11 protein-coding genes are annotated in these 12776 nt (G+C 34.9%); all 11 read right to left on the bottom strand.

Going from position 1 to position 12776, the window contains the following annotated elements; translation table 11 throughout:
* Positions 1–962 (bottom strand): glutamine synthetase III (locus tag RR539_RS02370; protein WP_332483374.1); only part of this gene is annotated, 962 nt, incomplete at its 3' end.
* Between the two features lie 194 nt (positions 963–1156).
* Positions 1157–2203, bottom strand: a complete 1047-nt coding sequence (locus RR539_RS02365) for a LacI family DNA-binding transcriptional regulator (RefSeq protein WP_332474612.1) — start codon at positions 2201–2203, stop codon at positions 1157–1159.
* An 11-nt stretch (positions 2204–2214) separates the two neighbouring features.
* Positions 2215–3168 carry a TIGR01212 family radical SAM protein gene (locus RR539_RS02360; protein WP_332474611.1) on the bottom strand — a complete coding sequence of 318 codons (954 nt, stop codon included), beginning with the start codon at positions 3166–3168 and terminating at the stop codon, positions 2215–2217.
* Between the two features lie 229 nt (positions 3169–3397).
* The gene (locus RR539_RS02355) at positions 3398–4396 is read right to left on the bottom strand and encodes a LacI family DNA-binding transcriptional regulator (protein WP_332474610.1); all 999 of its coding nucleotides are present in this window, start codon (positions 4394–4396) and stop codon (positions 3398–3400) included.
* Positions 4397–4410: 14 nt separating this feature from the next.
* Entirely contained in the window at positions 4411–5796 is a 1386-nt protein-coding gene (locus RR539_RS02350; protein ID WP_332473422.1) for an ADP-ribosylglycohydrolase family protein, read from the bottom strand.
* A gap of 25 nt (positions 5797–5821) precedes the next feature.
* Entirely contained in the window at positions 5822–6760 is a 939-nt protein-coding gene (locus tag RR539_RS02345) for a nucleoside hydrolase (protein ID WP_332473421.1), read from the bottom strand.
* 11 nt (positions 6761–6771) lie between these two features.
* Positions 6772–7701 carry a pyrimidine-specific ribonucleoside hydrolase RihA gene (rihA, locus tag RR539_RS02340; RefSeq protein WP_332473420.1) on the bottom strand — a complete coding sequence of 310 codons (930 nt, stop codon included), beginning with the start codon at positions 7699–7701 and terminating at the stop codon, positions 6772–6774.
* An 18-nt stretch (positions 7702–7719) separates the two neighbouring features.
* On the bottom strand, positions 7720–8640 hold the full coding sequence (locus RR539_RS02335) for an ABC transporter permease (RefSeq protein WP_332483372.1): 921 nt from the start codon (positions 8638–8640) through the stop codon (positions 7720–7722).
* Between the two features lies 1 nt (position 8641).
* On the bottom strand, positions 8642–9718 hold the full coding sequence (locus RR539_RS02330) for an ABC transporter permease (RefSeq protein ID WP_332473418.1): 1077 nt from the start codon (positions 9716–9718) through the stop codon (positions 8642–8644).
* Positions 9708–11261, bottom strand: coding sequence for an ABC transporter ATP-binding protein (locus RR539_RS02325; RefSeq protein WP_332473417.1), 1554 nt, complete (start codon positions 11259–11261; stop codon positions 9708–9710). The genes RR539_RS02330 and RR539_RS02325 overlap by 11 nt, the downstream gene beginning before the upstream one ends.
* A gap of 95 nt (positions 11262–11356) precedes the next feature.
* The gene (locus tag RR539_RS02320) at positions 11357–12472 is read right to left on the bottom strand and encodes a BMP family lipoprotein (RefSeq protein ID WP_332473416.1); all 1116 of its coding nucleotides are present in this window, start codon (positions 12470–12472) and stop codon (positions 11357–11359) included.
* Between the last annotated feature and the right edge of the window lie 304 nt (positions 12473–12776).

Below are 12776 nucleotides of genomic sequence, written 5' to 3'. Positions count from 1 at the left end.
TCATGAAGAAGACATGCAAGTGAATGTCTTGCTGCAATTTTCTTCATAACCTCCATTGTTAATTGGTTGTGGTCAGTTGCTATATTAGCCTCTGTAAATACAGGTGCAAGTTCATGCTGTGACGGTGCAACCTCATTATGCTTAGTCTTAGCAAGTACTCCAAGGTTCCAAAGTTCCTCATCTAAATCCTTCATAAATGAAGCAACTCTTTCTTTAAGACATCCATAGTAATGGTCATCCATCTCTTGTCCCTTAGGAGGCTTTGCTCCAAATAAAGTCCTTCCTGTATATACAAGGTCTTTTCTCTTTTTATATAATTCTCTATCTACAAGGAAATATTCCTGTTCTGGTCCAACTGTTGTAATTACTCTTTTAGATTCTGTATTACCAAGTGATCTTAGTACTCTAAGCACCTGTGTTTGTAAAGCCTCAATTGAACGTAGTAGAGGTGTTTTCTTATCCAGTGCTTCCCCTGTAAATGAGCAGAATGCTGTTGGAATGCAAAGTGTAACTCCACCCTCATCTTCCTTTAAGAATGCTGGTGATGTTGGGTCCCATGCAGTATATCCTCTAGCTTCAAATGTAGCTCGAAGTCCACCTGATGGGAATGATGAACCATCTGCCTCACCTTTAATAAGTTCCTTACCTGAAAACTCCATTATTACCTTACCATCTGATGTTGGTGAAATAAATGATTGATGCTTCTCTGCTGTTACCCCGTTCATTGGCTGGAACCAGTGAGTATAATGGGTTGCTCCCCTTTCAATTGCCCAATCCTTCATTGCACTTGCAACAACTTCTGCAACAGGGCCTTCTAGTGTACTTCCCTCATCTATTGTTTTTCTAAGTGCCTTATAAGTAGCCTTAGGTAGTCTCTCCCTCATAACATTATCGTTAAATACATTAACTGCAAATACATCTGATATACTTTTCTTACAATATGCTCCACTTAGCTTTTCCATAATATCCTCCCCATATATATAAAAATAGACGCTTCACAAACATATATATTCACTATACATATGCTAAATGAAACGCCATTGTTTCTAATCTTTACTTCTCTAGGTAATTTTACTACTTAATTTATAAAAATACAATACTTAAAATTTAAACAAATCATGTATTTTATTATATGTAAATATTAATAATTAAGTGTCTATAGGAAGTAATCCTCTAGCTTACTATTTACTTGTCTTATAAGACTTTTACAGCTATCTCTTTCAATAATACCTGTGTAAACCTTCTCTCCCTCAATAACAAATTCCTTATCCTTTAATAGAGTCAGGATCTTATCTGCTACAGTATCTGCTATTTTGTTTGGAGAGATATCTATAGTTGAAATACTTGGGTTAACTATTTTAGATAATGTAGTATTCTTTAAGTTAATAACAGAAATATCCTTTGGTATTTCTACCTTTCTGTTTGATAATGCATTAATAGTTCTCATCATAACTAAGTCATCACATACTATAAATGATGTAATATCACGCCCTAGAACATATCCCTTACTTTCAAGTTGATCCTCAAGTATATCAACATGTTCATTATCAAGACTTTCCTGCTTAATCTTAAATATAACAGGGTAAAGCTCTTGACTTCTAGCGTATTCTTTATAATGTTTAATACATTCTTCATGTACCTTATTATCTTCCTCAGATACAATAGCTACCTTAGTATGTCCAAGCTTTAATAGATAGCCTATAACATTTTCAACCGCTTCCTTATTATCAACATATACATTGTTAAACTTCTCATTATGAGCATTAACAAAAATAACTGGAGTTTTTTCTGATATTGGCTTTAAAAACTCATCTTCCCTTGATAATTCAGTTTCTATAATAATAATACCGTCTACAGATCTATTTAAGAATCTGTTAATAGCCTCTATCTCTTCTTCTTTATGGCTATTTGTAGTTGTAATCATAACATCATATCCATTATTTGAAAGGTTAGTTTCAAGATATGAAATCATCTCCGTATATATTAGACTTTTTAGGTTTGGTACTAATATACCTATAATGTTACTTTTTCCACTTACTAGCCCCCTAGCAAGAGGATTTGGTTTGTAGTCAAGTGCTTTAATAGCTTCTTCGATTCTTTCTCTAGTTTCTTTTTTAACAGGATAATTATTATTAAGTACTCTAGATACAGTCGATATTGATACTGAAGCTCTCTTAGCTACATCCTCAATTGTATACCTCATTCTAAATCCCCCTATCTATACATTTGTATAATCTGCTCACTTTCTTTATAATTGATACCTTGGTAACTACCCCTAGTAAGCAGCTCATCGTCTATAGAATTTAATACTTCCCACTTATTTAGACTCCACATAGGTCCTATTAGCATATCCCTTGGACTATCCCCGGTTAGTCTATGAATAACCATCTCCCCTGGAAGTCTTTCTATAGAATCAACAATAAGCTTAACATACTCGTCCTTCTCTAAAAGGTCGAACCCCGAATTATAGAAAACGTTTTCAAGTCTTGTTTCTTTCATTACGTGTAAAAGATGAAGCTTAACCCCCTGCACTGGAGAGTTTGCTACAAAATCTAAGGTTTCCATCATCATTTCTTTTGTTTCGTATGGAAGTCCATAGATAATATGTGCAACAACGTCTATATTTAACTTTCTAAGCTTTTTAACTCCTTCAACAAAGGAATTTAAGTCATGTCCCCTATTTATAAACTTTGCAGTTTTGTCATGAATTGTTTGAAGTCCAAGTTCTACCCATATATATTTCTTCTTAGATATTTCAGCTAATACTTCAAGAACATCATCATCTAAACAATCAGGTCTTGTAGCTATAGCTATCCCTTCAACATCGTCAATATTAAGTATTTCTTCATATCTTTCTTTAAGTATTTCCTTACTTGCATAGGTGTTAGTGTATGCCTGGAAATATCCAATATACTTCCCACTCTTCCACTTCTTCTCCATAACAGCTTTAACCTCATTAAACTGTTTAGTAAGTGTACTCTCTGTTCCTGCAAAGTCTCCTGATCCTCTTGCACTACAGAAAATACATCCTCCCCTTGCAACCTTTCCATCTCTGTTTGGACATGTAAATCCAGCGTCTAGAGAAATTTTGAATACCTTATGACCAAATTTATTCCTTAAGAAATAATTTAAAGAATGATATCTTTTATCAGACCATAACTTTTCCATAATCTTCTCCTATGTTACTCATTATTTATTATATATTAACATATATTTTTAATATTACATATAGAACATTTCTATAATATCCTAAAATTATTTACGTTTTTCTATACTTTTTCTATTAGCTTTCTATTTATTTTCTATTTTTAGCAATTTAACGTGCTAAAAAAGCTGCTAACCTATTGTTAGCAGCTTTTTTATAGAATTTTCTATTTAATAATAGGCATCTTTCCTATTATCTTATGTTTTTAACCGAGTCCCTAACTACTATGCTTGGTTCTAGCATTATCTTCTCGTATATAGCTGAACTTGTTAATATGCTTTTAAGCAGTGCCTCAACAGAACGTCTTCCCATTTCATATGTCTGTTGATTAACAGTTGTAAGCTTTGGGTATAAAAGCTGTGATATATAAATATCATCAAATCCTGTAACCGATACATCCTCAGGTACCTTTACCCCACTTTTCCAAAGATAATCTATGGCACCAGCAGCCATTAGATCGTTCTCACATACAATTGCAGTAAACTTAACTCCAGTTTCTAAAAAGTGCTTAGCACCTTCCTCTCCGCTTTTAAGTCTAAAATCTCCATTATATATAAGATTATCATCTATATTTACTCCATACTCACCTAATGCTTCCCTAAACCCTTCAAGTCTATCTCTAGTTACCGAACCTTTTATATAGGCTATTGAAGTATGACCATTTTCAAGTAGAAAATTAGTTATTTTTTTCATTCCAAGCCTACCATCTGTTGATACACTAGAGCACTTAATATCATCACTTTCTCTGTCTATGTGTACAAATGGAATTCCTATTTCCTGTAATAACTTAACACCTTCATTAGATGTATTGTTAGCAGCTATATAGATTATTCCATCTACACATTTTTCTTGAAGTATATTAATACTAGCTACTTCCTTTTTAGGGTTATCATCTGAATTACAAAGAATAATATTATATCCACTGCTAGATGCAGCATCCTCTACTCCCTTAACTATAGCAGGGAAAAAAGGGTTGCTAATATCAGGTACTATAAGACCTATTGTGTGGGTTTTCTTTGTTACAAGTCCCCTTGCAATACCACTTGGTCTATAATCCATTTCCTTCATAATCTTTTTTATTTTTTCTCTAGTGACTTCACTTACACCTTCATCCTTGTTGTTGATCACTCTTGAAACAGTTGCAATAGAAACATTACTTGCCTTTGCAATATCCTTTATTGTAACCCCCATGAAACTACCACCTTTTAATAATGTTTTCTTACACTCTCAGTAGTCCACTTTCCTAATTCGCTTATTTTCATATGTTTCATTCCTCGAACATATGTAATTAGGTCATCTCCTATAGGATCTGTCCACTTTGATGTGATTTCTTCACCTTTAGAAATGATACCTATAATAGTAGCAATTTGAGCTGCGTTACAATCAACGTCTTGACCTGTCATTGCACTAATGTACATTGTCTCGTCGAAGCTTCCATTACCGAACCATAATGATACTATTTCTGAGGCAGCGTTTGGGTATGCGTGAATCCAGTTGTATTCAACAAACTTCTCTTCACATTCTCTCCATGCCTTTTCCCATTCACCATGCTCAATGCATTTATCAAGTGCAAACTTAATTACACTATAATATTCGCTGTCCTTTGGAATTGAATCCATAGCCTTTTCAATTATAACTCTAATATCAGTTTCAACATATGCAAGTGATACCATTACAGCATTAAATACTTCACCAAGTACTCCGTTGTTATGGTGTGAGATTATACCATCCTTAAATGCAAGCTTAGCTGCTTCATATGGATTTCCTGGTGCTACCATACCACAGATAGCTCCCCTCATCTGTGCACCAATCCACTCTCTCCATGGATTGTTAAAGTAACCACTCATTGGAGGATATACACCAAGTCTTATGTTTCTAAGTGCAATTTCCTCTGCTGACCAACCAGCTGGAACAAGTGCAACCCACTCATGGGCAATTTGTGCACTTGATACTTCAAATCCATAGTCATCAAATGCTTTTAAGAATGCTAACTCATAAGTTATGTCATCGTTATATGTGTTTGGCTTTCTAACATAGCCTCTTATTTCACCGAAAGCTTCACGAAGCTTATCAGTTGTATATCCTTCAAGTGCTGTACCAAAAGCCCCTGCACAAATTTGTGCAAGCCATCCATAATAATTTCTCTCTTCAAAGTCCTTAGAACTTACATCTATCTTGTCATACTTATGGAATATAGCATTTTTCTCCATTTGTTCGAAAGTATCATATTGAGCAAAATTCCAGAATGGATGCCCTTCTATTTTAGGTGCCTTTGATAATTCATAGAATACCATTGCTGTAACCTTATTAAGGTCACCCATATCGTCTTCTTTAAGTGCCTTTAAAGCTCTATCAATTAAAGCTTCTGCTGAAGTTACATCATAGCCCATGTTGTGCATTGATTGGATTCCTCCAATTAATACTCTCTCAGGAGCTCCTGAACCTGGTACATTACTACCCCATAATAACTTTACTTTTTCATCTTCGTGGAAACTTTCTCCAAGCATTTCTTCCCAAGTTTGTTCCTCTTCACTTAATATAACAGGAACTGCATTGTCTGTTAATTCTCTTTCGTATTCCCATGCCTTCACCGCATATACCTCCATTATACTTATTTTACTTAGCGTTATAATAGTCAAGCATACTTTGAATTAGGTCAATAAACTTTATTCTGTCAGTATTTAATGCAACATTAACATTTTTAGGCTTTTTAGTAACGTTGTCAAAGTCAACAACTGTTTTACCTCTTGTTAATGTTCCCTTTGTCTCTATATCTACATGATATTGGTGACACTCAAATATACTACTATCTATCATATAAGCTACAGCTGATGGGTCGTGCATAACGATCCCCTCATTACCGAACTGTTCACATAGTTTTTGAGTATATTTAAGAAGTTTAACAGCATTAATAGCTTTGTCACTAGTCATGCTAAGTGCCATGTTGTCTACTTCTTCCCCTGTTAAGAATGCTTTATGAGTTGCATCAAGTCCTAATTGAGTTATAGGAATTCCTGACTCATAAACAATCTTAGCTGCCTCTGGATCTACATATATATTAAACTCTGCACATGGAGTTACATTTCCTCCTCTAGCAGCTCCCCCCATTAATGTAATACCCTTAATAAGAGTCTTAATTTCTGGGTAGCTCTTAATAGCTACTGCTAGGTTAGTTAACGGTCCTAGTGCAATAATATTTAATTCACCCTTTGCTTTAATTGCTTCTTCTTTTATTGTTTCATAGGCATTTTTCTCATAAAAGCTTCTTGTTGAAGCCTTAAGTGAAACGTCACCTATTCCACTTTCACCATGTACATGATCTGCAATTTCAAGGCTTCTTACAAGTGGTCCATTTGAACCCTTAGCGACCTTTATATCATGTCCTAGATAGTCTACAAGATTAAGTGCATTTGCTGATGTCTTATCTAGAGAAACATTTCCTCCAACCACTGTAATTGCCTTAACATCAAAACCTTCATGTGATAATGCAAGATAAATTGCAAGTGAGTCATCAACTCCTGGGTCACAATCTATAAGAATTGGCATCTTATTCATAACGAATCCTCCTAGTTGTACTTTTTAACAGCTTCTACTAACATATCTACAAATTTTTCCCTATCTACATCAAATAATACATTAGTATTTTTAACCTTATTAGTTACTCCCATATAGTCTGTTACAGTTGAACCCAGTGTAAATTCACCTTCAGTTTCAACTTCAACATTACACATCTTCCCTGTAAATATTGAAGGGTCAATTAGGTATGCAACTGCACAAGGGTCGTGTAGTGGGCTTCCTTCGAATCCCATATCCATATGGAATTTTTCAAAGAAGTCCATAAGCTCTGCAACCATTACAGCAACCTTGTTTCCTACATTTCTAATTCTTTCAATATCTTCTTTAAAAATTAGAGCTCTATGTGTAACATCAAGTCCTGACATTACTATTGGTATTCCTGATTCAAATACTATCTTTGCAGCTTCAGGGTCTACTAATATGTTAAACTCAGCTGAAGGAGTCCAGTTACCAAGGTCCGCCGCTCCTCCCATTAAGCTTATCATTTCAATCTTTTCTTTAAGCTGTGGGTATGCAAGTAAAAATCTTGCTATATTAGTTAAAGCTCCTGTTGGAACTAGTGTTATCTTTTCATTTGATTCTGAAGCTATTTTAGCTATAAGCTCTACAGCTTCCATGTCTACTGGCTTAAGTGTTGCCTCTCCAAGGTCAGGTCCATCAAGTCCTGTTTCTCCATGAACTTCTGGTGCTATTATAAGGTCTCTCATAATAGGTCTGTCTGCACCCTTAGCTACAGGTACATCTATACCAGCAAAGCTTAATACCTTTAATGCATTAGTTAAAGTCTTATCTAGTGTTTGGTTACCACCAACTATTGTAACTCCTTTAACATCAAGTTTCTCACTTGCAAATGCTAAAACTAGTGCTATAGCATCATCATGTCCTGGATCGCAGTCAATAATTATAGGTCTCTTTATCATTTGTTAGTCCTCCTTTAATTATTTTAACTTGTTAGCCTTCTTAGCTCTTGAAGCTGAGTATACTACAAGTCCTATAATTGTAGTTAGGTATGGAATCATCTGTATAAACTCTACTGGAATACTTAAAACCTGTAATGTACTTGATAGTGCATCTGCAAAACCAAATACAAGTGATGCTATAAATGTTCCAATAGGAGTTCCACGTCCCATTGCTTCAGCAGCAAGTGCTATAAATCCTCTACCTGCTGTCATGTTGTTTGAGAACATTGATAGGTATCCCATTGACATATATGCCCCTGCAAGACCTGAAAGTAGACCACTTATAATAAGCGCCTTATATTGTACTCCTCTAACGCTTATACCTACTGAGCTAGCTGCATGTGGTGCTTCACCTACTGCTCTAATCTTAAGACCTGTTGGAGTCTTATATAGGAAGTATGAAACAACAACAACCATTATAACTGATAGGTATGTTAGAAGATTATGTCCGGAAAGTATTGGTCCAATTACTGGTATCTGATCTATAAGTGGAATTGTAATTTGAGGAACAGTTAAACTTGAAAGTGAAGTTGAAGCTCCTCTATCTCCTGATACTACATATAGAAGGAACACTGTTCCACCAGTAGCAAATAGGTTAAGTGCAATACCACCTAAAATTATGTCTGTTTTAAGGTTAAGTGCAAAATAAGCAAGTACAAGTGCCATTAAAGCCCCTGCTGCCATTGCAAAAACAACTCCAAGGAATGCACTTTGAGTAAATGCACTTCCTATTACACCAACAAGTGCTGACATAAGCATTATACCTTCAATACCTATGTTAACAACTCCAGCCTTATTTGAAATAAGTGCTGCTAGTGCTGCAAATAATATAGGGGTAGTAACTCTAATTACAGAGTAAGCAAATTCAGTTGAAAATATTAAATTTAGTATATCTGACATTTTACTTTTCCCCCTTAACTTCTAAATTCTTAGTAGAATCTTTTACTATCATCTTATGTCTATACTTTTCAAGGAATCTTTGTGCTGCTATAAGCATAATCATTATGGCTTGAATTACTATAATAACTTCACTTGGAACATCACTACTTCTTGACATTATATCTGCTCCTACTCTTAAGTAAGCAAGGAATATAGCCCCGATTGGAACAAATAGTGGATTATTTCTAGCAAGTATTGCTACAAGTATTCCGTCAAACCCAATTCCTGGAAGCGCTTGCCACTGGAATCTATCGTGCATACCTAGTATTTCGATTGACCCTCCAATACCAGCTAATGCACCACCAATAATCTGTGAGTATATAATAACCTTAGCAGTATTAATTCCTGAGTACTCAGCAAAATTACTGTTAAGTCCTGTCATTCTAATTGAGTATCCCCACTTAGTTCTATACAGATAAACGTAAGTTAATATTATAGCTACTATTGCAAGTATTAGACCAAAGTGTAGTCTAGTTCCTGGAATAACAACTGGTAATCTTGATGTATCAGCAAGTATATGTGAAGCTACTGAACCTGCTGACTCGTCTCTTAGAACATAGTTAAGAATAAATAAACCAATATAAAGTAATACATAATTAAGCATTAGTGATGAAACAAATTCATCTGCTTTGTATTTAGCTTTTAGGAATCCTGGTATTAAACCAGCAAGTCCTCCTATAAATCCCCCTGCAAGTATTGCAATAACTGGGTGAATTCCCATAGGAGCTCCTATTTTTATTCCAATAAATGCTGCGGCAACTCCTCCAATGAAGAAACCTCCCTCAGCAATCATATTAAACTGCTTAGCCTGGAACATTATGCATACAGCAAGTCCAGTAAATATAAATGGTATTGCCATTTCTATAACATTTGCAAATCTCTTAAATGAAGCAAGTGGTCCAAGTAGAAACTTATTTAAAGCTTCTGCAGGGTCATCACTTACAAGTGCTATAAGTACAATAGCAAGTACAAGCGCTATCCCTATTGCAATTAAGGTTCTTACTGCTTCAAATAAAAGACCTTTGTTTTTACTTTTCATGGATAACCCTCCTAATTTCTTCTGGTGTTTGTTTCTTAAGACCTAGCATGTATAATCCAAGTTCCTCCTCAGTTATAGTGCTTGCATCTTCAATATAAGCTGTGATTTCTCCTGAGTACATAACAATTAAGCTATCACTAAGTTCTAGTACCTCATTAAGGTCTGCTGAAATAAGAAGTATTCCAACACCATCATCACGAAGCTCAACTAATCTATGTCTAATAAATGTAGCCGCACCGATATCTATTCCACGTGTTGGCTGGTCAGCTATTAGGAACTTAGGGTCTGATGAAAATTCTCTAGCAACAACAACCTTTTGTATGTTACCACCTGAAAGCATTCCAACTCCCTGCTCCTCTGAATCACACTTAACTCTGTAATCCTCAATAAGCTTTTTAGACATTTTCTTAATCTTCTTCATATTTAGAAGAACACCTTGCTTAAGATCCTTTGAATCTATTCTTTCTGAAATAAGGTTATCCTGAATTGAAGCATCCTTAGCTGCTCCAAGAGTCATTCTATCCTCAGGTATATGTGCTGTACCTATTTCTCTAATACCCTTTATTGAAAGATTCTTTATGTCCTTATTATCTATAGTAATTTCTCCATCTGAAAACTTTCTAAGCCCTGTAATCATTTCTACTAGTTCTCTTTGTCCATTACCCTCAACCCCTGCAATTCCAAGAATTTCTCCTTTTCTTACAGACATTGATATTTCATTAAGTAGTTTATTGTTTGACTCATCAAGACAGTTTAGGTTCTTAACTTCTAGTACATTTTCTCTAGGAGCAGCCTTAGTCTTGTCAACCTTAATAACTACATCTCTTCCTACCATAAGTCTTGAAATGTCTTCCTGTGTAACATCCTTAACATCGTATGTTCCAACGCCTTTACCATTTCTCATAATAGTTATTCTGTTACATATTTGCTTAATTTCCTTAAGCTTATGTGAAATAAATATTATTGTATGTCCATTTTCCTTAAGACCTATAAGCTCTTCGAATAACTCCTTAGTTTCCTGAGGTGTTAATACTGCTGTTGGTTCATCAAGTATAAGAATCTTAGCTCCTCTTATAAGTGCTTTTAGGATTTCTATCTTTTGCTTTGTTCCAACTGTTAAGTCTTCAACCTTAGCTCTAGCATCAACCTTAAGGTTGTACTTCTTTGAAACTTCTTCAGTCATTTGAACTGCCTTTTCAAAGTCTATAAATACTCCCTTTTTAGGCTCCATACCAAGAACCATATTCTCTGCTACTGTAAGTGATGGTACTAGCATAAAGTGCTGATGAACCATTCCTATTCCCATATCAATAGCAACTGTTGGAGAAGTTATATTTACCTTCTCTCCTCTTAGGAATATTTCTCCCTCTTCAGGAGTTTCTATTCCAAATAGCATTTTCATTAATGTACTTTTTCCTGCACCATTCTCTCCCATAAGTGAATGAATTTCTCCTTCTTTAACTGAGAAATCAACACCTTGGTTAGCTACTATTCCATTTGGGTATACCTTCGTAATCCCCTTCATAACTAATACATCTGACATCTAACACACCTCAACTGTTAAAAGTGAATTTTTGTAAAGTCCTTTTCTTTAAAATAGCTTTAGACCTTTAAAAGGTCTAAAGCTATTAAGTTAAATTACTTTACTGAGTTTTTAATATCGTTTAGTTTCTTTGTATCCATACCCATTGCTGATTCAACCTTGATTTCACCTGATGAAACCTTAGCTTCAAGTTCTGCAACGTACTTTCTTATGTCTTCAGGAACATTCTTTGTGTAGTATTCGTTATCACAAATACCGATTGCTCCTTCTTTAATTCCAAGACTTTCACCTTTACCCCATGGAAGTTTTCCTTGAAGTTCAAGGTCAATAGCTCTAACTAGTGAGTTATCAACTCTCTTAAGAACTGAGTTTAGAATAGCATTAGCTTTTCCTTCGTCATTTCCAGCAAACATAAGTGATTGATCTGAGTCAACACCTATAACATACTTCTTATTGTCCTTAGCAGCTTCAATTGATCCAAGTCCTGCTGTTGATGCAACTGAGAATACAACGTCTGCTTTTTGGTTGAATTGGCTAAGAGCAAGTTCTTTACCCTTTGCAATGTTTACAAAGTCTCCAACATAAGCACTTAGTACTCTAATGTCTGAAACTGCGTGCTTAGCACCTTGAATATATCCAACTAGGAAATCGTTTATAACTGGTGAATCCATTCCACCTACAAATCCTAGAACTTTTTGATCATTAGTATTAGGCATGCTTGAAGTTGCAACCTTAGCAGCAAGTGCTCCAGCTAGGAATGAACCTTCGTTTTGCTTGTATGTAATTGAATACACATTTTCAAGTCCAAGCTTAGCGTAGTCTACTTCAGCATCAAATATGATGTACTTCTTGTCTGGGTTTTCCTTAGCTACCTTTTCAAGTGGCTCTTTTAATTGCCATGTTCCAACAATTATAATATCCCAATCTTGTTCTGATAAATCTTCAAGTGCAGGTACCCACTTACTAGCGTCTACTCCACCTTCGATAAATTTAGTTTCTGCTCCAAACTTCTTTGTGATCTCCTTTAGTCCAGCATCTGCTGAATCAAAGAATGACTTATCTCCCTTAGGTCCGTTAGCATAGAAAACTATTTTTAGTTTCTTATCTCCGTCGCTTGCACCCTTGTCTGCTGAATCACTTGATCCACATCCAACAAGTACAACGCTTAGAGAAAGTATTAATGCGATTACAAGGCTTAATAGTTTTTTCATGAATACTCCTCCTAAAATTCAATTAATTAAACGTTTTACTAAATCGTTTAACCATATTGTACTGTATTAAATATTAAAAATCAATAGAAAAAGTTAAAAATAGCTCAGTTTATGATACAAATATTGTGTTTTTATAGTGAATAAACTAGTTTTTGTCGTATATGTGCTACACTATATATTTTTACGACATGATTTGTTCAATTATGACAAATGCTGCAACCTCCTAATTTACAAGGGTTTATAATCCTATTAAGGATAATTTTATATAAAACTTATATCTATATACCTTTAATTTTGTGTATAA

The sequence above is a fragment of the Clostridium sp. genome (genome assembly GCF_036639235.1).
In the GTDB taxonomy this organism is placed as follows: domain Bacteria; phylum Bacillota; class Clostridia; order Clostridiales; family Caloramatoraceae; genus Clostridium_AB.
Note: the sequence above shows the minus strand (reverse complement) of the source record. Positions and strands in the feature narration are given on the sequence as shown.

What these genes read in the sequence shown, in the direction of transcription:
- RR539_RS02320 (WP_332473416.1), bottom strand. Translation starts at nt 12,472, where the DNA reads ATGAAAAAACTATTAAGCCTTGTAATCGCATTAATACTTTCTCTAAGC.
- RR539_RS02355 (WP_332474610.1), bottom strand. Translation starts at nt 4,396, where the DNA reads ATGGGGGTTACAATAAAGGATATTGCAAAGGCAAGTAATGTTTCTATT.
- RR539_RS02345 (WP_332473421.1), bottom strand. Translation starts at nt 6,760, where the DNA reads ATGAATAAGATGCCAATTCTTATAGATTGTGACCCAGGAGTTGATGAC.
- RR539_RS02330 (WP_332473418.1), bottom strand. Translation starts at nt 9,718, where the DNA reads ATGAAAAGTAAAAACAAAGGTCTTTTATTTGAAGCAGTAAGAACCTTA.
- RR539_RS02335 (WP_332483372.1), bottom strand. Translation starts at nt 8,640, where the DNA reads ATGTCAGATATACTAAATTTAATATTTTCAACTGAATTTGCTTACTCT.
- RR539_RS02360 (WP_332474611.1), bottom strand. Translation starts at nt 3,168, where the DNA reads ATGGAAAAGTTATGGTCTGATAAAAGATATCATTCTTTAAATTATTTC.
- rihA (WP_332473420.1), bottom strand. Translation starts at nt 7,701, where the DNA reads ATGATAAAGAGACCTATAATTATTGACTGCGATCCAGGACATGATGAT.
- RR539_RS02365 (WP_332474612.1), bottom strand. Translation starts at nt 2,203, where the DNA reads ATGAGGTATACAATTGAGGATGTAGCTAAGAGAGCTTCAGTATCAATA.
- RR539_RS02325 (WP_332473417.1), bottom strand. Translation starts at nt 11,261, where the DNA reads ATGTCAGATGTATTAGTTATGAAGGGGATTACGAAGGTATACCCAAAT.